The organism is Candidatus Borrelia undatumii, from assembly GCF_020882015.2.
Taxonomy (GTDB): Bacteria; Spirochaetota; Spirochaetia; order Borreliales; family Borreliaceae; genus Borrelia.
The window spans coordinates 170,344-193,022 of sequence record NZ_CP086555.2 but is presented as its reverse complement, the minus strand read 5'-3'; the positions used below and the strand labels follow the sequence as shown (position 1 = coordinate 193,022).

The following is a 22,679-nucleotide window of genomic DNA, read 5'->3' as shown; positions in this document are numbered from 1 at the left end:
TTAGAATTTTAAATTCTTCAAGTTTTCTATTTCTTTGTCGCCTTGAAGCTTAAAGAATGTATCTATGTCATGTTTCTCAGGCTTGGTAAGTGTACCTGAATACTTGACTAAATATGAATAGTCTATTTTTATATTCTTATCTTCTTTTTTAGTTTGTTTGTCGTATACTTTGACGTAATAATCAGAGGTGTCAAAATAGGCAAATGCGTCATATTTGATGTCTTCTTGAGATTTAACTGTGAAGGCGATGTTGATTTGATTTGATTTGATGTTGCTTACTGTAAATATTACATTATTGGAAGCTATTTTATATGGTGTATTGCTCTGATATATTATTAGCTCGGATGCATTTTTTAAGGATAAATTGATTTGTTTTGCGATGTTTATAGTGTTAATTTTTACTCCATATATGCTTCTTTCAGCAATATCTATTTTTTGAAAAGATAGCTTGATTAAATTTTTTTGTATTTTAAATTCCCTTTCCGCTTGTTTTTCTCCTTTATTTAGCTCTAGATTAAAGTTTTTTGTTGATATTTGAATTGCATTTCTATTTTCCTTAAGATATTCTATACTAATTTTATTGATTTTTTCCGGAAAGCTTACTATTTGGTTTATCTTGATTGTTGAAATTTTACTTATGTTGTTTGAGATTATTATCGTAGCTATTATTAAAAAAAAAGTTATAGATTCCATCTTTTCAGCTTTTTTGAATTCTTGTAGCTCAGGTGGAGTCTTGTACTTTAAATGCTCCACGATATTAGTAAGTATTGGTGAGAAGAGTGATATTGATATTAAATAGCTCAGTGCTGTTGGTCTTGAAATAAGAGAAGTTGTTTGTAAAGAAGTTATTAGCATGAAGTTTATTGTCCAAATAAGGATTATTATGATCTTTTTCATGGTGTTTCTTTTATTAGGGATAAGTAATATTAAGATATTTTTAATCAGTATTACTAAGACAAATTCTATCTTAATATATAGCAGCATGATAAGCTCAATAACAGAAATTGCTATTGCCAGATGTTTAAGTTCTTTAAAATTTAAATATATCTTAAAGTTATACGTGAAGTAAGATAGCAAGTTAAAATTGAATAATGTTAGGAAAAAATTTACTAAGTAGATTGGGTTTATAATACCGTAGTCTATTGAATTTTTATATTCTGTAAGTATCTTGTTTGTGATGGTGACTGAAATGTATGTGCTCAGGAATAATATAAAAAATAGTCTGATTATTTTATAGTAATTGTCTTTGATTTTTCTGATCATTATACTGGTTTTTGTAAATTTGCTGAGAAACATCAATATGATGGAGTTGTAGATTACGTATATTAATGCAATGAGTGCGCTTTCGTTTATTATCCATTTTTTAAACGGAGTATTGATGATAACGTAGTGCATGTGATTTTCGTCTTTGATATTTTGTTCCGATGTTATTGTCTCTTGGATTGATTTGTAAATGTCAGAAAGGTTGTTGTTCTCTAGATGAGTTAGCAAGGAAGTCTCTTCGTTGTTATTGATAATTAAAATTGGAATCTCTTCTTCTAGATACAGATTGTATATTTCATTTATGTTCTTATCACGTATTTTTGAGACAATAAAGCTCACTCCATTGATTTCAAATATTCTAATTAGCACCTCTAGAAAGCTCAGGTCTGTTTTCGAGTTTACTGTGTTTGACTGATTTTTAAATTCTATTATAGAATTCTCCCTATCTTCATTTAACATCAAATAGATTGTTTTTGTGTTTTTTGCAAGAGTATTGCTGTTAAGAAGCAATCTGCTGCTTATTGTTGATATTTGTTTGTTTGAGTCATCTTCGATAAAGTATACGTTTAAGGTGTTTTTAATTTTTATATTTCTTAATTCACCTAGTAGTGTGATAGCAATTGCAATTGCAAGATTGTTTTTCAAACCATATTGTATTTCTATAGGGACAATAACATTATAGGTGGTTTTATCCATTCCTTTTATTTGAGAGTGAATTGTTTTTTGCAAATATCCAATAAATCCAATTTCTTGAAGTGAATGTTCTTTGTATTGAATTTTATTTTCTGCTAAATATTTTTTTATGTAGTCATAAGTACTTGCCATTTTTGTTATTTTTTCTGTAACTTCATTTAATTTATTGATTTTTTTAATATGTTCTTTTATTTGTTGACTATATGAATTTGTTTCGTTTGCTCTTATTGGTTTGTATGCAATAAACACGTGAAACAGAATTAAGAACAGTATCTTAATTCTCATAGTTTTTAATATCTTCTTCTACTTGCATTATCTTAAGTATGTTGGGATTTTCTTTAAGAGATGAGAGGACCATTTCTACATTTTTTGCATTTGATGAGATTATTATGTTGCTTATGCCGTATCCATTGCCACAGTCTTCTATTTTTTCACTAATAAGTCTTATGTTGAAGGTTGTTAAAATGTTGTCCAGATAATTGAAAAGACCTTTTAAATTATTTAAAAATATTACGATGTGATATATCTTTCTCGTTGGTGTTGCTTCCCATTCTACTTCAACAAGATGGCTTTTTTTATGATGTTTTGCAGCTTGACAATTATCTTTGTGTACTACTATTTCATCTTTTTGTATGACGCCAATAATGTCTTCCCCCGTTGATGGATTGCATTCAGGAGATACGGTTATTCTTTTTATTCTAGATTTAGTTAAGGATTTGAAGAGACTAAAGAGTCTCTTTTGCTCTTTAGTCTCTCCAATAAGATATGCAATTATATTGCTGTCTACAAATATTGTATCGTCATTTTTGTTAAGCCAAGATCGAATTTTTGAGCGTGCTTTTTTTGTCCTAACGCTATTTAGCCAAATTACATCGGCTTTCGCTTCTGGTGAGGTAAATATTTCAACAATTTGTTCGTTTCTTAGCGGTTTTGTCAGGGAATTAATCTTTCCATTAATTTTTGCATAAAGTGCTTGATCTCCAATGTCTGTATGTATTGCGTATGCGAAATCAATTGAATTTGACCCAAATGGCAGCTCTACTACTTCTCCTTCTGGTGTATATACATATATAAATGTGTTTAATAATTCTTTGTGTATGTCATTCATTGAGTATTGATTTTTGTTTGCCGAATCTTGTTGCCATTTTTTTATGCGGCTAATGAAGGAAAGGTCATCAGCTTTAAGCTCAATTTGTTCTTTGTAGATCCAGTGAGCAGCAACACCATATTTAGCAATCCTATCCATTTCTTCTGTTCTAATTTGTATTTCAATCAATTGATTATCTTCTGGTATTCTTACAGTGGTATGCAGGGATTGATATTTATTCTCTTTAGGTATTGCTATATAGTCTTTTAACCTTCCAGGTATTGGTTTCCAGACTTTGTGTACAATCTCTAGTATTTCATAGCATTCTTTTTGTTGTTTACAAATTATTCTTATCCCCAGGGTATCAAAAATTTGAGAAAGGTTATTGGTTCTCGTTTTCATTTTTCTAAATATTGAATAGAAGTGTTTTGAGCGCACCGTAATCTCTGCTGAGATCCCGATTTTTTTAAGTTCCTTCTCAATTATCAATTTCCCTTTGTATAATTTTTTTTCCCTCTCTATTTTTGTTTCAGCCAGAAAATTCTTTATTTCCTTATATTCTTTTGGATAAAGATATTTTAATGAAAGGTCCTCTAGGTATACCTTAAGAGATGAAATTCCAAGCCTCTCTGCAATTGGTACATAGGTTGCAAGGCAATCTTTTGCGATTCTTTCCCTTCTATTTTTAGGTAAGTGAGAAAGAGTTGTCATATTATGTAGCTTATCAGAAAGTTTAATGATTATTATTCTAATGTCATGGGTCATTGCGAAGAACATTTTTGAAATTGTATTTGCTTCTTTTATTGTTCTTGTCTTATTATGTAAATCATGGATTTTTGTCACACCATCAATTAGACTTAAAACTTCTTCATCAAATTCTTTAATTATTTCTTCTTTAGCAACGCTTGTATCTTCAAGTACATCGTGTAGCAGTCCAGCTATTGTTGTCTTAAAATCCAATTTAAACTTTGCAAGAAATAATGCAACCATTATCGGATGGATTACATAAGGAACTCCACTTTCTCTATATTGCCCGTAGTGCAGTTGTTCTGATATTTCAAGAGCTTTGAATATTAATTTTTTTTGAATCTCATCTTTGTAGATATTATCAATGGTATTTTTGAAAATACCCTTTATTTTATCAACATCATTGATTTTCATTAAATACGCAATCTCATAGGGTTGTATCATTTGCTATCCTTAGTACTACCGCTCTTTCTCTGCTTTCAATATCACGTAGAGTGTTAAGATGCAGAAACCCCTCCTGCACCGCAAACTCCCCGATGGGGTCTATCTGCCATGGAGCCAATTCCATTAACAAGAGGCCATTTCTGGCGAGTTTGTGTTTTGATTGTTGTATTATTTTCCTTGCAAGCTCAAGCCCATCTCTCCCAAAGCCCAAAAGAGCCAATCTCGGTTCCCTTCCCAACCTTTCCTTCTCCCTCAATTCATCTTTACTTAAGTAAGGAGGGTTAGTAATTATTATCTCGAACTCTTCGTTTATACATTTTAACAGATTTGAATATATTATTTCTACATAGGATTCCAATTTTAGTCTTTTTGTGTTTTTAAATGCCACCTTTAGAGCTTTAATGGAAAAGTCTGATAATTTTACCTTTCTTCTGAGATAGTGCGCAATTGTAAGTCCTATGCAACCGCTTCCACAGCATAGATCTAAAATCCTACTTAAGTTGTTTTTTTGAATTTGTGCCAGAGCTTCTTCCACCAAACATTCTGTATCTGCCCTAGGAATGAGCACATCTTTATTGATATAAAAGTTTATTCCCATGAATTCCTTTACTTTAAGTATGTAGTGTATTGGGATTCCTGATTTTACATCATTTATTTGATTTAAAAATTTATGCTTTGCTTTCTTTGTTAAGCTTTGATTTTTATTGGCAAGAATAAGTTCTTTACTAGTCTTTAAAATTTTTTCAAGCAACAGTAACACCTCAAGGGTATTAATGTTATATCTTTTGGAATTCTTTATTGCTTCATCTACTGTCATTTAAAGAAATCATATTGAGTTATTCTTTAAAGCTCTTTCTTGAAGTTCCAAGGCTAACGTGTCAAGGAGAGAATCAAGTTCTCCCTGCATAATTTCTTCCAACTTATAAAGACTAATGTTTGCCCGGTGGTCTGTTACTCTGTTTTGTGGAAAATTGTACGTTCTAATTCTTTCAGATCTATCACCTGAGCCTACTTGCTGTTTTCTATCACTTGAACGTTGTTCTTGCTTCTTAATATCTTCAAATTCATATAGTCTAGCTCTTAAAATTTTCATTGCTTGATCTTTGTTTTTGTGTTGACTTCTCTCATTTTGACACTGCACCACAATTCCTGTAGGTAAATGTGTGATTCTAACAGCAGAGTCTGTTGTATTAACATGCTGTCCACCTGCACCAGAAGATCTATAAACGTCTATCCTTAAGTCTTTTTCGTTAATTTCAATATCGGTATCTTCAACTTCAGGGAGCACGGCGACAGTTGCAGCAGAAGTTTGAAGTCTTCCACTAGATTCTGTTATAGGTACCCTTTGAACTCTGTGGACCCCGCTTTCGTTTTTTAGTTTCTTAAACACATCTTTACCCTTTACTTCAAAGCTTACTTCTTTAAAACCTCCAAGTTCTGTCTCATTAAAGTTAATAAGCTCTGTTTTCCATTTCTTTTTCTCAGAATATTTTGTATACATCTCGTAGAGATTACTTGCGAAAAGTGCGGCCTCTTCTCCGCCCGTTCCGGCCCTAATTTCAATTATAATATTTTTACTGTCGTTCTCGTCTTGAGGCAAGAGCAAGACTTTAAGCCTGCGTTCAGTCTCATCTTTTTGAAGACTTAAAGAGGCCAGTTCTTGTCTTATCATCTCCCTCATTTCTAAATTTTCTTCCTCAGAAAGAATTTTTTTGTTTTCTTCAATGTGGTGTAGTATCTTCTCGTATTTGTCTTTTTGTTCTTTAATTTTTTCTAGGTAGCTATATTCCTTCACTACTTTTGCGTATTCTTTTTGATTTCTAATCAAACTTGCGTCCCGTAATTTATCTTCAAGTATTTTTATCTTGTTTTCAACCGGATCTAGTTTACTTAAAAACATTTTAATTTTTCTCCTAATGGGTAGTAACATTTTATCCTAATTTTGAATTTTTTGTTATAATTGACCCTAAATTTTATATAGGAGGGTTTTAGTTTGGATTTAAGTAAAATTTTAGTTTGTAAATTTAAGTATATTTTTTTAATTTTTTATATAATGTGTATTATCAATATTGGATATTAAAGATTTATTAATGCCTCGGCGTGTTTTGTTGTGTGGGTTTAATTTGTGTGTTTTAGTGACATATGTGGAGTGATTTGAGTTATTATCTTTAATAAACCAGTTGAAAGGGGTATTTATGTTGGAAAAGGAACTTTTAGGTGGTCTTGAAGATGTATCGCGGGTTTCCGATAATAAACTTCTTGATGTTACTGAGAAATCCAAGAGAGGGTACCAGTTGATAAAGGAAGAGAGGCTTGCTGAAGCAGAGGCGTTGTTTAATGATATTTTAGAAAAGGACAATGGCAATAATTATGCTCTTGTTGGGCTTGGAGATATTGAGAGAAAAAAGAGGAATTTTGATAAAGCGATAGTTTACTATCAAAGATGCCTTTCGAAGCATTTAAATAATAATTATGCACTTTTTGGTTTAGGGGATTGTTATAAAAATTTGGAAGATTATAAGAAAGCTACGGATATATGGGAGGAGTATTTAAAATATGACCCTGAAAATATTACTGTTTTGACAAGAGTTGCTGCTTCTTATCGAAAGCTAAAGAATTTTCAAAAGTCTAGACAAGCTTATTTAAGGGTAGTAGAGCTTGCTCCCGATAATGATTATGCTCTTGTTGGCATTGGGCATTTATATTATGACTTTAAAGAGTACAAGGGAGCTTTGAAGTATTGGCTTAAGATGTATGAGATAAATCGTGCTAAGATCGATGTTCGTGTCTTAACTTCAATTGGTAATTGTTACAGAAAGTTAAAGGAATATGGTAAAGGAATTTATTTTTTTAAAAAAGCATTGGAGGTTTCTCCAAATAATTTTTATGCTGTTTTTGGGCTTGCTGATTGCTATAGGGGAAATAAAGATTACAATGAAGCTTTAAAATATTGGCTTGAAATACTAGAAAAAGATCCGAAGAACAACTTGGTTTTAACAAGGGTAGGGGATATATATAGGTACTTGAAGGATTATGAAAAGTCACAGGAGTATTATAAGAAAGCTCTCGATGTTGATTTTGATATGTTTGCCATGCTGGGGCTTGCTTTATTGCAAAAGGAGAAGGGGCAATACGAGGAAGCACTGGCCGCTATTAAAAGTCTTATAAAGAGTAATCCTAAAAATTCAATATTGTACATTAATGCTGCTGAATGCTATGAAGCAATGGGGCAGATTGAGAGCGCTGTAGATATTTTATCAAGGTTTTTGCAATTAGGGATGAAAAATGTTGCCATTATTGACTACATTGATGAGCTTAAAAAGAAGATGAACTTATGAGTCTTGAATTTGAAAGATCTATTTTTTTTGATAAATTGGTAGATACCCATGTTCATTTTAACGAGCTTAAGAAGAAGTCTATAGATGTACATTACGTTATTAATAAGTGCTTGAATAATGGATTTTGTTATTTTCTTGATGTTGGTATACATCCTAGTGATTTTTATGAGAGAAAGCAGCTTTTAGATGCTTATTCTAGTGTTTCACTTACAGCTGGAATTCATCCCCTAGGCGAAGCTTTAAGAGGTGATTTTGAATTACTTGATAATATCCTGGCAAATGAAAATGTTATTGCTGTCGGTGAGATTGGTCTTGATTACTTAAAATCAGATAATAAAAAAGATCAGATTGAGACTTTAAATATTCAGCTAGATTTGGCTATTAAATATAAAAAACCTGTTATTTTACATGTTAGAGAGGCTTATGATGATGTGTATGACACTATTAAATCTTCCAGGTTTTTGAGCGGCGGGATACTTCACTGTTATTCTGGTACTTATGAGTATGCTAAGAAGTTTATTGATTTTGGGTTTAAAGTATCTTTTGCAGGTAATTTAACTTTTAAAAATTCAGGATCTTTAAGAGAAGTTTTAAGAAAACTAAGCGTTGGCGATATCTTAATCGAAACAGATAGTCCATTTCTAGCGCCAGTTCCCCTAAGGGGCAAGACAAATGCTCCTCTTTTTTTAGGGTATACATGCTGTGAGGTCGCAAAAATTAAAAGCTGTGATGCAGAAAGTATTTCAAGTATGTTGTATCACAACTTTAAAGATTTATTTAAAAATTTTTACCAATTGTCATCATAAGTAGTTGATGTATTTTGTTCATCAATTATTGCCCTCAGTTCTGATAAGTATATATATTGCGGTTCATAATTTATTCTGTGCTCAGGTATTATTTTTATTCTTATTAATTCTGAATCTTTAGTCTCTTTTTTAAACTTATGTGTTTTTTGGATGAAGTTTTTTGGAATATATGCTGTGAGTTTTTTCCATCCAAGAAAGTTAAGTTTAGAACCACTGTCTTCTGCTTTAAAGGGAATCGAGTGAAAAGTCCCTGATGAATCTTTTAATATTGCAAAAATTTCTGTGTTATTTTCTCTTCCATCTACCCATAAAGAGATGCTTTTAACAATACCAGGTATTATCATCTGCTTATCTGGCTCTAGGTTTAGTTCACTGTCGCTTCTAGAAGTAATATACCTGACTGCTGATACAAATTTGTTATCTTGAGTTGCATCATTATTATTTTTAAATCTAGCGAACAAAGGATTAATCCTTTCGGTAAAAAATCTTAAATGAAAATCAAATGGATCTTCCATCGTAGAAAGAATATGCTCCCTCTGTCCTTGTTCATTATCCTTTTGATTGGTATTTTGTGTGAATGCGCAAACATTAACAAAAGCAAGCAACACCGCTAAAATCTTTATCATATTAAAATCCTTCTAATTTGAAACTAAATATTGTTTACTATACTAGAATAGCATATTATCTTTTGTATATATTTAATTCATAGTGAAAATTTTTATCAATTTTTTTTACAATGTCTATTAGATCCAATTCATTAATTCCGATTACGTATCTTGAATTAATTTCTTTTAAATTTTTCCTAGTATCTCCAATTAGTATAAAGTCTATTTTTTTAAAAAATGGTGAGCTTGATAATCTTTTTAAATAGATATGACTATTTTTCATTGAGAGTAGGACAACTATTTTTATTTCAGGAGTAATGAAATTTTTTAAATACTGTATATTTCCATTGTTGATTGTAATGAGGTTTACATTTTGTTCTTTTGCATTTTTTTCCAAGTGTTCTGAATCTTCTTTGTTTAAGGTGCTATCTCTCATTACCAATGAGACTAAAGGGGGTGTCAGGGAGTTAGTGAATATAAAATCAATGGCTTTTTTTAGTGAAAATTTGATGTCGGAGAGAAGAAAAATTTTTTCCCTTATTTTATCTTTATTAAGAACTTCATTAGTTGTTTTATGTGTTAATAGTATCTTATCAACATTATTTAAATTATCTTTAATCATTTCAATGTCTCTTTCGTTTATGAATAATGTATCCTCTTGTATAAATGGATCATTTTTAATTTTGAAAAAGTATGCAGTTGCATCTGAGAAGACGATTATATGATCGAAATTTTTACCTATAATCTTATTTACTTTACAACAGAACAATGAAAGCAAAACGAGCAAGATAATAAGAGTCGTACCTGTCTTTAGCATCTGTTTTTAATGCTTCAACAATTTTTTGTTTAAAGCCATAATCCCCAGTATTGCTGTTGCTATTAATAAAGAATAGAATTGCATGTTAATTAAAATTAATACTTTCAAAAGTGTAATAATTGCTTCCAGTAATAAGAGGGGAACAAAAATGAGTTTGTATCCATTTGTATTATGCATTACGGAAAGGCGTACCCCTCTCTCACATATTATTGCTGTAAACACTAATTCCATTATGTGTAACATAGGTATTTTTATGTATTCGTATGTACCAAAAACTTTACTATTCATAATGATTAATTCTAAATTTTTGGCAAAAATAACTCCAAATGCGAAATATAATAAAGACAATGGGCTATTTTTAAGCTGTGAATTTGGATTAAATGTAAAAAAGAATATAAAAATTAATAACGGAAAGACATAGTAATACAAGTGTTCTTTTATTAATATTGAGATTGCCAGGCATAAGCTTGTTCTGTAGTTTATTTCTAACGTTTTGTACAAAATGAACTCTTCGACTAGGTATAAAGAGAAAAAAATAGTCATACCAAATAGCGATATCATCGAATATGTATGATTTCGTTTAATTTTTCTTAACAGAGGATATCTTATTGATGTGTAGATCGCCAGAACCAAAGGAAGGCTTACCAGTAAGAATATATTCATGGTAACTAAATTATATTTTTAAATTATCCATTAATCAATTAAATTCTGATTGTTTGCAAAATACTTTTTGTTACTGTGTTCAAGCAGGTGTGTATTTTAATTTACTTTTTTATAAAGGTATATTAGAATTAATCAATCAGAGTATTGTTTGAGGAGTATGTGCTTTTAGATGATAAATAGGAGTTCCGGTAGGGATAGGGTTAAGTCAGGAGAGCGGGAGTTAAGGATTAATCATAAAATTAAGGCTAGTGAGGTTAGGGTTGTTTTTGAAGATGGAACTCAGTCTGTGTTGCCAATTGAGGAGGCCATTAGGCGTGCTAGTGAGGCTGAGCTTGATTTGGTTGAGGTTTCGCCGAATGTTTTGCCTCCAGTCTGTAAAATAATTGATTATGGGAAGTACAAGTTTCACCAGGAGAAGAAGCAGAAGGAGCAGAAAAAGAGCCAACGGATAATTAAACTTAAAGAGGTTAGGATGCAACCTAAAATAGATACTCATGACCTTGATTTTAAGTCTAGAAATATTTTGGGATTTCTTAAGGAAGGAAATAAGGTAAAGGTTACTATAAGATTTAGGGGGCGTGAGCTTGCTCATACTCACTTGGGGTATGGAATTTTGGAAAATGTTCTTGAGAGGGTTGGAGATGTTAATTATAGTCTAGAATCACCAGCTAAAATGGAGGGCAAGACGATGTTTTTGGTTGTTGCGCCTAAGTCTAGGAAGTAACGAGAGGAGGTGTGAATGTCAAAGATGAAGACTCGTAAGAGCGCGAGTAAGAGGTATTCTTTTACTTCAAAGGGTAAAGTAAAGTACAAGAAGCAAGATTTGAGGCATATCTTGACGAAGAAGTCTTCCAAGAGGAAGAGGCACTTGGGTAAGGCGGGTGTGCTTTCGAGTTCTGAGGTTAAGAGGATTAGAACCTTGCTGCCTTATGCTTAACGTTTGTTTGAGGAGATTATATGGCTAGAGTGAAGAATGGAGTGGTTCATGTTGCCAGGCGGAGGAGAATTTTAAAGAAAACTAAGGGGTTTTGGGGAACTAAGAAGAGTAATTACAAGAAGGCTAAGGATACTCTTCGTAAGGGTATGATGTATGCTACCAGAGACAGGAAGACTAGGAAGAGGGACTTTAGAAGTTTATGGATTGCAAGGATGTCTGCTGCTTTAACGGGCATGGGGCTTAGCTATTCAAGATTTGTGGAAGGCTTAAGGAAGGCTGATATTAGACTTAATAGAAAAGTTTTGTCTAACCTGGCGATTGAGGATATGGAAGCTTTTAAAAAAATAGTATACGAGATAAAAGATTAAAGAAGTTCCTGAGAAGTTCAATTATGGAAATTAGAGTTATTTTTTGCGACATCTTACTAAAGTTGGGGACTTGATTATTTTCTTAACGGATGATTGCCTGGAGGTTAATCAGAAGTTAAGGGTGAAAGTTCCATCTTATAAAATAGCGCTAAATAAGGTGTTTCTGTGTTGGCTTCTTGGGATTTTGTTTGAAGGATTATTATTGTGCAATTTATTTCTCTTGAAAATATTAAAAAGCAGGTCAGCTGTATCTACTACAGGAGTGTGTACTTTGCCGATGTTCTTTATGAGTATAAGGGATCTAATGAGACTAAGCGGGTTAAATTTGCGATAGAAACAACTCCTTTGGGTGAGAAACACATAACTATTGATTTTTTGGATCCTTTGGACTATCCCGTACTCAGTTTGATGATTGCGATAAAGAGGCATATAATCGAGATTGATGTGGAAGGAGAACTCCCTTGATTTTATCTTTTAAGTCAGAGGAAAAAATGATAAGCTTTTCTAGATCCTTTTTTAGTCCTTTGCCTATTGGTAAGATCTTCGCCCTCTGTGGTAGCATGGGAGCTGGAAAGACAACATTCTTGAAAGGATTGGCCTTAAATCTTGATGTTTCTTCTTTTGCAAGTCCAACTTATAATATTATTAATGTATATGAGTTTTCGGATTTTAGTTTTTATCATATTGATCTATACCGTTTGAATGGTTTAGATGAGTTTGAACTTGTCGGTGGGGTGGAGCTTTTATTTGATATTTCGTCAATAATAGCTATTGAATGGCCAGATATTGTTCTTGATATTTTGCCCAAAAGCAGGTTGATATTGTTAAAATTTGAAATAGAGAAAGCCACTAGAATTTTAGAAATTAGTGATGAATACTCTTGCGGTTGATTGTTCATATAAGTCTTTGTTAGTTCATGTTGAAATGAACAATGAAGTTTTGTCCTTGCTTTTAGATAGAGATAAGACTGGGTGTAGCTTTAACGTTCCAAAAGTGTTTAGTGATTTTGTATTAAAAAATGATATTGATCTTACTCAACTGGATTTAATTATTAATTCTTCTGGTCCTGGTTCTTTTACTAGCTTAAGAATTGGTTTAAGTTTTATTAAGGGTCTTTCATTAGGGCTTTCTATTCCTTTTGTCAATATTCCCACTTTTGATGTTTTTGCAAACTTGGTGAGTAAAAGATCGGGTGTAGTTACTTTAAGTTTTACTGCATATAAATACTTTTTTGGATACTATACTTGTTATAAGTTTTGTGATGAACTTTTTTGTTTCTCTGAAGAAGAACTACTCGAGCATTTAGAAAGACTTGATTCCAATTTCGTCATCATTGGGTATGGAATTGAATTTATTTATGAGAAACTCAAGAACAAATTCAATATTGTCAGCGACATGAGCTCTTTTGGCGAAATCTTGACGGAGCTTGGTAAGCACAAGTACCTAAAAAACAAACGGGGGGATGACATTTTATCCGGTCCTTTTTATGTAAGAAGAAGCGATGCCGAGATTAACTACTCTCTAGTAAAATAGTCAAACAAACTCTTGATTTTGTGCACGCTCTTACTTACACTATGCTTGTCCTGTAGGATCGATTTCCTGTTTTCCTCCTTAATGATATTATAGATTTCAGATCTAAATATTTTAATGTCTTCAGGTGCCTTTATTGCTACTTTAACACTGTCTTTTTTTATTTCAAGTATTGAAACTTCAATATTGGAACCTATCTTTATGCTCTCGTTTGTCTTTCTTGATAAGACTAGCATGATTCTTCCTTAAATACTTTGTACCTGAGATAGTGCTCTTCATTTGTAGATATAGCTTGTTTTCCAATTAGTTTTCTTTTATTTAATATAATAGGAGCTTTTAAGTTTGCCGTGATATCCTTGTAGTTTTTGACATATACGTTTACTATACAAAGTATCACTCTCTCATCTTCATGTTCTGCTTTAATGTCAACCCAATCCTCCTCCTGTATGTTGGGGAGGTATTCCTCCAGAAAGTTAAAGGGAGAGGTTACTAAAAAGCTGACCTCCCCGTCTACTGATTGCATAATCGAGAAAGGCTTGTGTTCAGAATCTTTAATGATAAATTCTTTAATATCTTCAAATCCCAGTATTCCTTCGGGAAATTTGAACCTTATACTAGCTTCGTCTCTCATTTCAAAAAGTCTAATAAAGTTGTTTGCATTATCCTTGCAGAAACCCCTAAAGACACTTGATAAGCCAGACTTGCCATATTAAGATCTGTTATCGCTTTTGTTACATCAAGGTCTGTGTATCTAACCATATCTTCTTTCATATCCACTATTTCCTTACTAATTCTTTCATAGCTTGAATCAAGTCTATTCTCCTTAGCTCCAAGATCAGCTATCGTTGTAAGAATTTTATTTAAGCTTTCGTCAATTTCGGCCAAACTCCTACTTCCAATAAGCTCTTCTCTGTTTTCTTCCAAGTTATCTCTTAATTCAATTAAGGTGTCAAAAATGGATCTGCTTCTAACCTCAGTATTCCCTGCGATGTTATAAGGAGGAGATTTAGTATCATTATTTCTTGTAATAATGCCAAGATCTTGCAACACGGTTGAACCCTCCTCTGTTATCCATATTTGATGCGGCGTAGTTGTTTGTATTGCAATTGAATTTAAAATACGATTAAGACTGGCTTCAACAGGAGCAGAAGATTCATTGATCTTAGCAATAATGTCAGCAGCCGTATCGCCCGCCACTAAAGATATTTCAACATTGTCAATGTAAATTTTTGTATTCTCTTTTACAGTAAATCCATTAACATTTGTTGATGATATTATATGGTGATTTTGTGAAAAAAACACTTCATTACCAGGATAATTTGTTGGAATATAAATTCCACTATATACTTCCGTTTCCTTTTCTGCCTGATTACCGTTATAATCTATTCTTATTATTTGAGGAGCTTCTCTGTCTTGAGTGATATTATTAACCCTATTTTCTCTAGTTATTTTAAAAGCCTCTGCATCTATTTTGGTTCCTGCAAAAATGCTGTATCCGTCTGAGCCCTTTACATTTGCGATTGCAATAACATCTTCAAGAATTGCATTTACTTCCTTTGCTATTATTCTCTTGTCGTCAAGCCCATAAGTACCGCTCGCTCCTTGAATAGTTATCTCTTTTGCACGAGTTAAGATATTTGACAAGGATTGCAAATAACCTTCCGTATATCTAAGTTTCCCTTTAGCATTGTTGATGTTTTTTATATAGGTGTTAAGCTTAAAAATATCACTATCTAGTCTTATTGCATGAGTGACTCCTGTAGGATCATCTCTCAGGTTTCCAATTCTTTTCCCGCCTCTGTTTAGACTTTCTAATAGCCTTGTTATCTTTACTTCCTGTTCCTTTGAAGATGACTTCAAATTATCATACGTTAAAGGATGGCTTACCCTGTTTGTCATACCACTACACTCCCATTTTATTGATTATCGTGTCTATTAATTCCGTAGAAACAACAATAAACTTGCTTGCAGCAATGAAGGCTTGCTGAAATTCTATCATGTTGGTTAGTTCTTCGTTCTCATTAACACCGGAAATCGATAGCCTTAAATCAGTTAGATCTTTAAGTATTTGTGTTTGACTAGTTTTTGTAACTTCCGCTATTTGTCCCTTTATTGCAATCCTAGATGCTGTGTTCGCAAAATAGTCGTTTAACGTGGAATTTTTTCCAATCATGATTGGTGAACTTACAAAAGACGCTATGCGTAGTGCCGCTTCATTATCCCCCACGGCGATATCGTTCGTAGGATTTTTAAGACTTGCTACAATCTTTGACGGATCCTCTACAACTGTGTTGGATACCTTAAGCCATGCTGATGGGTTTTTTGAAGGAGAGATCAAGTAGCCAGATGCATTCGTTAGTTGATCGGTTGTATTAATATTTTCATAGTTATAAGCACCCGCTGCGCCCGATGCGTTTAAAATCCCTGTATAGCCTGTTAAAAACAGACCAGAGTCTTCAATGTGCCTAATTCTAAATGTAGTACTCTCTTTATCCTCTTCTTTGACGGCCTTAATCTCAAATTTTCCCTCTGTATTGATTCTTGCAGTGACTTGTGCATGAGAATTGTTTATTTTATTTATTACATCCTGGACAGTGTCTGTTGCGTTATACGCTATTTCTATAAATTCGTTTTTGTTCATTACTCCAAATCTCAATGTACCTGAAAATCCTAATTTTTCCTCTGGAAAGATTTCATTTGCACCGTTTACTTTAAAGAGGCGAACGGAATCAAATTGTCCATCTCCACTGCTGTCATAGCGCCCTCGTTCATCTGTTAACTCATATACTTGGTCAAAGAAGACTCTTCCACTTTTTTTATCAAGTCCATGTCCTGATACATGAATCTCATTAATAAGCTCCGTGATATTGACTGCCATGTTGTCCAGTTCGTTAATTTCGTCTTTAATTTCATTGTCTCTTGCGTTAATGAGAGCTCCTAACTTTCCCGTATCAATATTTGCTAGCTCTCCATTGTTCCACAAAACATTCCATTTGGTTCTTGTAGGCCCATTAGAGGCTTCTAACATGAATTCGTTTGCAATTGCGCCTTGAACAAGATGTCTCCCTTCCGTATGAATTAAAAACTCATTGGGATCTTGTTTATTTTCTATTGATATACTAATAAGACTGCCTAGTTTGTCAACTATTAGATCCCTAGCATCCAATAAATCATTCGGATGATCCCTCATCGCAATTGCTTTTTTAATTTGCTTGTTAAGATCACCGATGTTTCTGAGATAATTGTTTATCTCCTCAGTAGTAATTTTTATTTCATCATTTGCCATTACATATATTCTTTCAAGGGAATGAAATCTATTCTTGACTACTTCTACAAAAGATTTTCCTCGTTCCAAGATAATATTTCTTTCAGCTAATCCCTGAGGTTGTCTTGATAGATCTTGCCATCCCTCCCAAAAATCATTCAACCTCTTTCTAATTGACTGTTCTTCTGGTTCGTTATAAATATTTTCAAGTAGAGAAATGAATTTATCCCTAGAGGTCCAATACCCAAGTCGGTGCGACTCTTCAACTATTCTTATATCCAGTAGGTCATCTCTCATTCTTTCAATAGATTGAACCATTATACCTTGACCCAATTGACCAGCCTTTTGTGCTCTATTCAGATGAGGAGCATAAATCGGCATTTCGGTTTTCATTATAATCCTCTGTTTTGAATATCCAGGCTTTGATGCATTAGTCAAGTTATGTCCGGTCGTGTTCATAGCATCCTTGTGGGCGAACAAACCCCTTCTTCCAATTTCTATTCCCGAGAACGCTGAATCCATCTTAAGACTCCTTAAAGCTTTTTATTTACCAAAACAGACGCTTCATTTAAGTTTCCGTTTTTGGGTCCATAGGGATTTTTATAGGTGTTATTTTCTACGCTTTCCCTAACATCCCTAAATATTAAATCCAATACACCAAGCGACGCCTCTACCTGACTCGATACTAAATGGTTTAGGTTTTTAACGTTTATTATCCCTATCCTTAATCGATGGTAGTAATTATATATCTCTTTTTTGCAAACCTCACACAGCTTCTCTATTGCCACATACGCCGATTCGAATTCCTCATGCCCTGTAAACTCTTTCCAAATCCTATCTCTCTTTTCCTCTACATCCTTGAACTCGTTAAGGCAAGAGCTGGTTCTTTTTACCGTTTCTCTGAGCAGCGTTTCATTCTTTTCATCAAGACATCTCTTTATTTCTAGGTACAAAGAACAAATACCCTCCACCAAATCAACTTCCTTTCGTAGAGCATCTCTTAACTCACTCTCTAGCTTAATTCTCATCCTACAGCATAGATTGTAAACTAAGTTAACAACATTTACAAACCAATTTGAAATTAGAGAGGGTTTAATAGTTTAATATTACCATTGCGGCTTGATGTTTCAATTTTTACGCTATGATATAATCTAATTTAAGTTTATGGGCAAGCTTTTTCAAAGTGATGATGACATTGTTGCACTTGCCACACCCTTTATGAGCAGTGCTTTGTGTGTGATTCGTAGTAGTGGAGTCTCTTCAATTGGTAAGTTTTCTAAAATATTTTCAAATCCTAGGCGACTTATTGAGGCATGTGGCAATACTACCCACTATGGATACATAGTGGATAATGAGACTTATGAAAAATTAGACGAGGTTGTTGTTTGTCTTTATAGGGCTCCAAAAAGTTTTACAGGGCAAGATTCAATAGAAGTTATGGCTCATGGGTCACCTGTTGGAATAAAGAGAATTATAGGTTTATTTTTAAAGGTAGATTTTAGGATGGCTGAGCCTGGTGAATTTACGCTTCGTTCTTTTCTAGCTGGTAAGCTTGATCTTACTAGGGCAGAGGCAGTCAATGAACTAATTTTTGCTAAGACGAATAAGATCCATGCTCTTTCTGTTAGTAAACTTTCAGGTTCTTTGTTTTCTAAAATAGATTTGATAAAAAAAGATATTTTAAATTTTCTCTCAGCACTTAGTGTTCATCTTGATTACGAGGTGGATGAGAGTGAGGTTGTAGTTCCTTTTGAGGTTGTTTTAAAAAGTAAAGATGAGCTTAAATTGTTGATTGATTCTTATGATATTGCAAAGAAAATGGATCATGGAATTACTTTGGTTTTGGCTGGATCTGTGAATGCGGGCAAGTCTTCCCTTTTTAATTTACTACTGAAAGAAGATAGGGCAATAGTCTCATCTTATGCTGGAACCACAAGGGATTATATTCAGGCAAATTTTGAACTAGATGGGATTCTATTTAATGTATTCGATACAGCGGGGTTTAGGGAGACCGGAGATTTTGTTGAACAATTGGGTATAGATAGGAGCAATTCTTTGATTGAAGAAGCATCCCTAATTCTTTATGTTATTGACTCCAGCGAAGAGCTAACAAAGGATGATTTGAAATTTATTAGTACTTACGGAGGATGTCCAAAGGTTCTCTTTGTTATAAACAAGGTGGATTTAAAGCAGGATAAACGTACGGTTGAGTTTCTCAATTCAGGTAGCATTAATTCATTAAACTTAGTAAGAATTAGTACCAAGACTTTATTTGGAATGAGTTCTCTTTATGATAAAATAAGGGCGTTTACATGTTTTGATTATGTTGATGCTGGCTCTTATGATGTTGTAATTGCTTCGGGGCGTCAGGCAGGGCTTTTAAAGAGTGCTTATGATTTGCTCATCGAGTTACTGGATAAGATAGAACAGCGTGTAAGTTATGATATGTTAGCGTTTGATGTTTACGAGATTCTTAACCTTTTGGGTGAAGTAACAGGTGAGGTTACTAATGAGGATGTGCTTGCCAATATGTTTAAGAATTTTTGTTTGGGGAAGTAGATAGATATGGATTTCGATGCTATTGTAATTGGTGGGGGGCATGCTGGTATTGAGGCGTCTCTTGCTCTTGCGAGATTAAATTTTAAGACACTTTTAATTACTCAGAATCTGGATACGATTGGAAAACTTTCGTGTAATCCAGCAATTGGAGGTCTTGCTAAGGGGAATATGGTGCGTGAAATTGATGCTCTTGGTGGGGAAATGGGTCGTATCATTGATTTTAGTATGATTCAATTTAGAATTTTAAATAAAAGCAGGGGGGCTGCCGTACAGGCTCCACGTGCTCAGGCCGATAAATTAATGTATCAAGTTAAGGCGAAGGAAACATTGGAGGGACAGAGTAATCTTGATCTTTTCCAGGATACTGTTAGTGACTTTTTGCTCAATCCTATGAAAAATAAGATCGAAGGAGTTGTTACAGAAAGGGGGAATAAATTTACGTCTCGTGTTGTAGTGCTTACAACGGGTACTTTTCTTGGAGGTAAAATATTTATTGGTGAATATAGAGCCTCTATGGGAAGGCTATCTGAACCTGCGTCTTTTGGACTTAAGGGTGTTTTGCTTGACCTTGGATTTGAAATGGGCAGACTTAAGACGGGCACCTCTGCAAGAATACACAGAAAGAGTGTAAATTTTTCGAGGACTGAGATTCAATTTGGAGATTCTGATATTATTCCTTTTTCTTTTTCAAATGATCTAATAGACAAGTCTCAGCTCTCGTGTTACATTACTTACACCAACAGTAGAACCCATGAAATTATAAGGAACAATATGCATCTATCGCCACTTTATTCTGGAGAGATTATTGGAAATGGCCCTAGGTATTGTCCTTCAATCGAGGATAAGATAGTAAAGTTTAAGGATAGGGATAGACATCAAATATTTATTGAGCCTGAAGGTTCAAGGACTGAGGAAATGTATCTTAATGGATTGAGTACTTCTTTGCCTGAGAGTGTTCAGCTGAAGTTAATTCGTAGTATTGATGGACTGGAGGAAGCTGTTATTACAAGGCCTGGGTATGCAGTTGAGTATGATTATGTTAATCCTATTGAGCTTTATGCAAGTCTTGAAACCAAAAGAGTTGAGAGCCTTTTTATTGCGGGACAAACTAATGGTTCTTCAGGTTATGAGGAAGCTGCAGCTCAAGGGTTGATGGCTGGAATTAATGCAGCACTTAAAATCCAGAACAAGGAGCCGGTGGTACTTACAAGAACGAGTTCTTATATTGGTGTACTCATTGATGACCTTGTTACTAAGGGGACTAAAGAGCCTTATAGAATGTTTACCTCAAGGGCTGAGCATAGACTTAATTTAAGACATGATACTAGTGATAAGCGGTTGATCAAATTGGGGTATGAAGTTGGATTGGTTGGGGAGGATAAATATTCGGCATATCTTTTAAAGGAACAGAAAATAGAAGAAGTTAAGGAGCTTTTGCGGCAGAGGCGCCTTAAGGACAGGGAGGCTAGCACTCTGCAATTAAGGAAACACATTAACAAGGATTTTTACCATATATTAAGGGATCCATATATTAATTTAAGCGATCTTGTTAAGCTAGATTCTAGATTTGATTTTTCAAGAGTTATTCGTGAGCAGGTTGAATTGGATATTAAATACGAGGGTTATATTGATAGACAAAGAGACTTAATTAGAAGAATGGATAATCTTGAGCTTATTAAACTGCCTCTTGATTTTAATTATGAAATTGATGGCTTATCAAGAGAAGCGAGGGAAAAGTTTGTTAAAGTGAAGCCATCGAACCTAGCGCAGGCAAGCAGAATTTCTGGCGTTAGGAATACGGATATTCAGGTTTTGCTTATATATTTCTCAAACCCCAAAAATAAGGTAGTGCTTAAATTGGCTTTGTGATGTGTTTCTTTGAGTTTACTTTGAAAAAGTTGGGTATTTTCTTTACTTCAGAAAGTGTCGACAAATTAAGAAATTATATTGAAAGGGTATTGCTGTATGGTAGCGGGTTTAATTTGGTGTCGAATGGTGATAGGAATTTTGATGCGATACTTCTGCACGCGTTGGATTCGCTGGCTGGTCTTCCTGTTATTTTAGATCATAACCCACATCAAATACTTGATGTGGGTAGCGGTGCAGGATTTCCGGGATTTGTTCTAGCCCTTTTTGATCAACATAGAAAGTATTTTCTTATTGAACGTAGTAATAAGAGGGCTACTTTTTTGAGGATGATGCAATTGGAACTTGGCATAGATAATGTAGAGGTGCTAGAACATGATATTAGAGAAGAGAAGAATAGGTATGAATTTATTACAATTAGAGCCTTTAGGGGCATAAGAGAATATGCAAGTATTTTGAAGATGGTTTTAAAAGAAGGAGGATTGATTATGGCCTATAAGGGAAGGATTAATAAGATTGAGCTTGAAATTGAGTATATTGAATCCTTGTTTAGAAAAATAGAAGTAAAGCCATCAGCAATTGATAGAGGAAAGGAAAGGAATTTTCTTTTCCTCTATGCATAGTATGTTAGTATGTTATGTTTGTTTTTAATGGTAAATAAATTCCAGTAATATAGGAGTGGTATGAAAGGTAGTTTTCAAATAGATTCAGAGGTGGAGAACGCGTTAGGTTTAATAAATAAGTTTAGAAGAGAGGTTTCAAGCAGAATCCTTGGTCAGAAAGAAATGATTGATGCTATTTTGATGGGAATTTTGACCGAAGGACATGTGTTGCTTGAAGGTGTTCCAGGGCTTGCAAAGACATTAACAATACAGACAGTCTCAGATGTTCTTGATCTTGGGTTTAAAAGAGTTCAATTTACTCCGGATCTTTTACCCTCAGATCTTACGGGAAACATGGTGTATAAGAATACAACAGGGACTTTTAGGGTAAGAAAGGGGCCCATATTTTCAAATATTATTTTAGCAGATGAAATTAATAGGGCGCCTGCGAAGGTTCAATCAGCACTTCTTGAGGCAATGGCTGAGTGTCAAGTAACCCTTGGCGATGAAACACATAAACTTCCAGAGCCATTCTTTGTCCTTGCGACACAAAATCCAATTGAACAAGAAGGGACTTATAATTTGCCAGAAGCTCAACTTGATAGATTTTTACTGAAAGTTAATGTTAATTATCCTGCTATTCAGGATGAAATAAAACTTCTTAAAATATTCTCAGTGGGAGGTGGCCTTGAAAATATTAAAGTTGCAAAGGTAATGAACTCTTATTCTTTGTCGGATCTTAAGCGCATAGTTAGTAAGGTTAAGGTAGATGACAAAATAATGCTTTATATAGTTGCTTTAATAGCAGCATCTCGTGAGAATGACAAGAAAACTTATCCCTTTACTAGGTACATTGAATTTGGAGCATCTCCTAGGGCATCAATTAGTTTGCTTAAGTGTGCACGTGTTAATGCCCTTTATGAGGGTCGATTATTTGTTCTTCCAGAGGATGTTAAGGCTGTAGCCTACAATGTGTTAAGACATAGAATTACTCCATCTTATGAAGCAGAGGTTGAGGAAATGAATACAGATGATATTATTAAGATACTTCTCTCAGCGGTGGCACTTCCTTAAGGATTAATATGTGAT

24 protein-coding genes are annotated in these 22,679 nt (G+C 33.7%); 12 read left to right on the top strand and 12 right to left on the bottom strand.

Translation table 11 applies throughout. The annotated features are described in order from the left end of the window. Genes LKV13_RS00955 through prfA form a run of 4 tightly spaced genes read right to left on the bottom strand, consistent with a single transcriptional unit; the run spans nt 1 to nt 6,134 of the window. Complete coding sequence (locus LKV13_RS00955) at nt 1-2,241, bottom strand: hypothetical protein (RefSeq protein ID WP_229088750.1); 2,241 nt, start codon at nt 2,239-2,241, stop codon at nt 1-3. Continuing rightward, nucleotides 2,231-4,234, bottom strand: a complete 2,004-nt coding sequence (locus LKV13_RS00950) for a RelA/SpoT family protein (protein ID WP_229088748.1) — start codon at nt 4,232-4,234, stop codon at nt 2,231-2,233. The genes LKV13_RS00955 and LKV13_RS00950 overlap by 11 nt, the downstream gene beginning before the upstream one ends. Continuing rightward, nucleotides 4,218-5,051 carry a peptide chain release factor N(5)-glutamine methyltransferase gene (gene prmC, locus LKV13_RS00945; RefSeq protein WP_229088747.1) on the bottom strand — a complete coding sequence of 278 codons (834 nt, stop codon included), beginning with the start codon at nt 5,049-5,051 and terminating at the stop codon, nt 4,218-4,220. The genes LKV13_RS00950 and prmC overlap by 17 nt, the downstream gene beginning before the upstream one ends. Before the next feature lie 9 nt (nt 5,052-5,060). Then, entirely contained in the window at nt 5,061-6,134 is a 1,074-nt protein-coding gene (prfA, locus tag LKV13_RS00940; protein ID WP_229088745.1) for a peptide chain release factor 1, read from the bottom strand. Between the two features lie 295 nt (nt 6,135-6,429). On the opposite strand from prfA, the gene LKV13_RS00935 reads away from it, so the two are divergent. Further along, on the top strand, nt 6,430-7,572 hold the full coding sequence (locus LKV13_RS00935; RefSeq protein ID WP_229088743.1) for a tetratricopeptide repeat protein: 1,143 nt from the start codon (nt 6,430-6,432) through the stop codon (nt 7,570-7,572). After that, nucleotides 7,569-8,378, top strand: coding sequence for a TatD family hydrolase (locus LKV13_RS00930; RefSeq protein ID WP_229088741.1), 810 nt, complete (start codon nt 7,569-7,571; stop codon nt 8,376-8,378). The genes LKV13_RS00935 and LKV13_RS00930 overlap by 4 nt, the downstream gene beginning before the upstream one ends. Here LKV13_RS00930 and LKV13_RS00925 read toward each other — a convergent pair. The 3 genes from LKV13_RS00925 to LKV13_RS00915 are packed head-to-tail and all read right to left on the bottom strand — an operon-like array spanning nt 8,360 to nt 10,088. Continuing rightward, the gene (locus LKV13_RS00925; RefSeq protein ID WP_229088739.1) at nt 8,360-9,004 is read right to left on the bottom strand and encodes a flagellar filament outer layer protein FlaA; all 645 of its coding nucleotides are present in this window, start codon (nt 9,002-9,004) and stop codon (nt 8,360-8,362) included. The genes LKV13_RS00930 and LKV13_RS00925 overlap by 19 nt on opposite strands. Before the next feature lie 55 nt (nt 9,005-9,059). After that, the gene (locus LKV13_RS00920) at nt 9,060-9,800 is read right to left on the bottom strand and encodes a hypothetical protein (protein ID WP_229088737.1); all 741 of its coding nucleotides are present in this window, start codon (nt 9,798-9,800) and stop codon (nt 9,060-9,062) included. A 6-nt stretch (nt 9,801-9,806) separates the two neighbouring features. Continuing rightward, nucleotides 9,807-10,088, bottom strand: a complete 282-nt coding sequence (locus LKV13_RS00915; protein WP_306701178.1) for a hypothetical protein — start codon at nt 10,086-10,088, stop codon at nt 9,807-9,809. A 544-nt stretch (nt 10,089-10,632) separates the two neighbouring features. On the opposite strand from LKV13_RS00915, the gene infC reads away from it, so the two are divergent. The 6 genes from infC (at nt 10,633) to tsaB (ending at nt 13,301) form a co-directional block, all read left to right on the top strand. Next, entirely contained in the window at nt 10,633-11,187 is a 555-nt protein-coding gene (infC, locus tag LKV13_RS00910) for a translation initiation factor IF-3 (protein ID WP_229088732.1), read from the top strand. Nucleotides 11,188-11,202: 15 nt separating this feature from the next. Further along, nucleotides 11,203-11,400, top strand: a complete 198-nt coding sequence (gene rpmI, locus LKV13_RS00905) for a 50S ribosomal protein L35 (protein ID WP_229088731.1) — start codon at nt 11,203-11,205, stop codon at nt 11,398-11,400. A gap of 20 nt (nt 11,401-11,420) precedes the next feature. After that, nucleotides 11,421-11,768, top strand: coding sequence for a 50S ribosomal protein L20 (gene rplT / locus LKV13_RS00900; protein WP_229088730.1), 348 nt, complete (start codon nt 11,421-11,423; stop codon nt 11,766-11,768). A gap of 204 nt (nt 11,769-11,972) precedes the next feature. Then, on the top strand, nt 11,973-12,233 hold the full coding sequence (locus tag LKV13_RS00895; RefSeq protein ID WP_229088729.1) for a hypothetical protein: 261 nt from the start codon (nt 11,973-11,975) through the stop codon (nt 12,231-12,233). Next, entirely contained in the window at nt 12,230-12,658 is a 429-nt protein-coding gene (tsaE, locus tag LKV13_RS00890; protein WP_229088727.1) for a tRNA (adenosine(37)-N6)-threonylcarbamoyltransferase complex ATPase subunit type 1 TsaE, read from the top strand. Before LKV13_RS00895 ends, tsaE begins: the two co-directional genes overlap by 4 nt. Then, nucleotides 12,636-13,301, top strand: a complete 666-nt coding sequence (gene tsaB / locus LKV13_RS00885; protein WP_229088722.1) for a tRNA (adenosine(37)-N6)-threonylcarbamoyltransferase complex dimerization subunit type 1 TsaB — start codon at nt 12,636-12,638, stop codon at nt 13,299-13,301. Before tsaE ends, tsaB begins: the two co-directional genes overlap by 23 nt. Here the strand turns inward: tsaB and csrA are convergent. From csrA to LKV13_RS00860, 5 genes are read right to left on the bottom strand one after another with little or no spacing between them, the layout of a single operon-like run. Then, entirely contained in the window at nt 13,283-13,534 is a 252-nt protein-coding gene (gene csrA / locus LKV13_RS00880) for a carbon storage regulator CsrA (RefSeq protein ID WP_229088720.1), read from the bottom strand. The genes tsaB and csrA overlap by 19 nt on opposite strands. After that, nucleotides 13,528-13,929 (bottom strand): flagellar assembly protein FliW, encoded by a 402-nt coding sequence (fliW, locus tag LKV13_RS00875; RefSeq protein ID WP_229088719.1) that lies wholly within the window; start codon nt 13,927-13,929, stop codon nt 13,528-13,530. The genes csrA and fliW overlap by 7 nt, the downstream gene beginning before the upstream one ends. After that, the gene (locus LKV13_RS00870) at nt 13,926-15,197 is read right to left on the bottom strand and encodes a flagellar hook-associated protein 3 (RefSeq protein WP_229088715.1); all 1,272 of its coding nucleotides are present in this window, start codon (nt 15,195-15,197) and stop codon (nt 13,926-13,928) included. Before LKV13_RS00870 ends, fliW begins: the two co-directional genes overlap by 4 nt. 4 nt (nt 15,198-15,201) lie before the next feature. Further along, complete coding sequence (gene flgK / locus LKV13_RS00865; protein WP_229088714.1) at nt 15,202-17,085, bottom strand: flagellar hook-associated protein FlgK; 1,884 nt, start codon at nt 17,083-17,085, stop codon at nt 15,202-15,204. 11 nt (nt 17,086-17,096) lie between these two features. Then, nucleotides 17,097-17,591 carry a flagellar protein FlbF gene (locus LKV13_RS00860; protein WP_229088713.1) on the bottom strand — a complete coding sequence of 165 codons (495 nt, stop codon included), beginning with the start codon at nt 17,589-17,591 and terminating at the stop codon, nt 17,097-17,099. Between the two features lie 136 nt (nt 17,592-17,727). On the opposite strand from LKV13_RS00860, the gene mnmE reads away from it, so the two are divergent. From mnmE to LKV13_RS00840, 4 genes are read left to right on the top strand one after another with little or no spacing between them, the layout of a single operon-like run. Beyond that, nucleotides 17,728-19,122 (top strand): tRNA uridine-5-carboxymethylaminomethyl(34) synthesis GTPase MnmE, encoded by a 1,395-nt coding sequence (mnmE, locus tag LKV13_RS00855; protein ID WP_229088712.1) that lies wholly within the window; start codon nt 17,728-17,730, stop codon nt 19,120-19,122. Nucleotides 19,123-19,128: 6 nt separating this feature from the next. Beyond that, a complete protein-coding gene (mnmG, locus tag LKV13_RS00850) occupies nt 19,129-20,991 on the top strand; it encodes a tRNA uridine-5-carboxymethylaminomethyl(34) synthesis enzyme MnmG (RefSeq protein WP_229088711.1) in 1,863 nt (620 codons plus the stop codon). Next, on the top strand, nt 20,988-21,611 hold the full coding sequence (gene rsmG / locus LKV13_RS00845; protein ID WP_373464029.1) for a 16S rRNA (guanine(527)-N(7))-methyltransferase RsmG: 624 nt from the start codon (nt 20,988-20,990) through the stop codon (nt 21,609-21,611). The genes mnmG and rsmG overlap by 4 nt, the downstream gene beginning before the upstream one ends. A gap of 60 nt (nt 21,612-21,671) precedes the next feature. Beyond that, the gene (locus tag LKV13_RS00840) at nt 21,672-22,664 is read left to right on the top strand and encodes an AAA family ATPase (RefSeq protein WP_229088707.1); all 993 of its coding nucleotides are present in this window, start codon (nt 21,672-21,674) and stop codon (nt 22,662-22,664) included. Nucleotides 22,665-22,679 lie beyond the last annotated feature (15 nt).

Coding starts and splice junctions, on each gene's coding strand:
- mnmE (WP_229088712.1), top strand. CDS start 17,728: ATGGGCAAGCTTTTTCAAAGTGATGATGACATTGTTGCACTTGCCACA.
- LKV13_RS00920 (WP_229088737.1), bottom strand. CDS start 9,800: ATGCTAAAGACAGGTACGACTCTTATTATCTTGCTCGTTTTGCTTTCA.
- prmC (WP_229088747.1), bottom strand. CDS start 5,051: ATGACAGTAGATGAAGCAATAAAGAATTCCAAAAGATATAACATTAAT.
- LKV13_RS00915 (WP_306701178.1), bottom strand. CDS start 10,088: ATGAATAGTAAAGTTTTTGGTACATACGAATACATAAAAATACCTATG.
- rplT (WP_229088730.1), top strand. CDS start 11,421: ATGGCTAGAGTGAAGAATGGAGTGGTTCATGTTGCCAGGCGGAGGAGA.
- mnmG (WP_229088711.1), top strand. CDS start 19,129: ATGGATTTCGATGCTATTGTAATTGGTGGGGGGCATGCTGGTATTGAG.
- LKV13_RS00930 (WP_229088741.1), top strand. CDS start 7,569: ATGAGTCTTGAATTTGAAAGATCTATTTTTTTTGATAAATTGGTAGAT.
- LKV13_RS00935 (WP_229088743.1), top strand. CDS start 6,430: ATGTTGGAAAAGGAACTTTTAGGTGGTCTTGAAGATGTATCGCGGGTT.
- LKV13_RS00840 (WP_229088707.1), top strand. CDS start 21,672: ATGAAAGGTAGTTTTCAAATAGATTCAGAGGTGGAGAACGCGTTAGGT.
- LKV13_RS00870 (WP_229088715.1), bottom strand. CDS start 15,197: ATGACAAACAGGGTAAGCCATCCTTTAACGTATGATAATTTGAAGTCA.
- flgK (WP_229088714.1), bottom strand. CDS start 17,085: ATGGATTCAGCGTTCTCGGGAATAGAAATTGGAAGAAGGGGTTTGTTC.
- csrA (WP_229088720.1), bottom strand. CDS start 13,534: ATGCTAGTCTTATCAAGAAAGACAAACGAGAGCATAAAGATAGGTTCC.
- LKV13_RS00860 (WP_229088713.1), bottom strand. CDS start 17,591: ATGAGAATTAAGCTAGAGAGTGAGTTAAGAGATGCTCTACGAAAGGAA.
- rpmI (WP_229088731.1), top strand. CDS start 11,203: ATGTCAAAGATGAAGACTCGTAAGAGCGCGAGTAAGAGGTATTCTTTT.
- infC (WP_229088732.1), top strand. CDS start 10,633: ATGATAAATAGGAGTTCCGGTAGGGATAGGGTTAAGTCAGGAGAGCGG.
- prfA (WP_229088745.1), bottom strand. CDS start 6,134: ATGTTTTTAAGTAAACTAGATCCGGTTGAAAACAAGATAAAAATACTT.
- LKV13_RS00955 (WP_229088750.1), bottom strand. CDS start 2,241: ATGAGAATTAAGATACTGTTCTTAATTCTGTTTCACGTGTTTATTGCA.
- LKV13_RS00925 (WP_229088739.1), bottom strand. CDS start 9,004: ATGATAAAGATTTTAGCGGTGTTGCTTGCTTTTGTTAATGTTTGCGCA.
- LKV13_RS00950 (WP_229088748.1), bottom strand. CDS start 4,234: ATGATACAACCCTATGAGATTGCGTATTTAATGAAAATCAATGATGTT.
- fliW (WP_229088719.1), bottom strand. CDS start 13,929: ATGAGAGACGAAGCTAGTATAAGGTTCAAATTTCCCGAAGGAATACTG.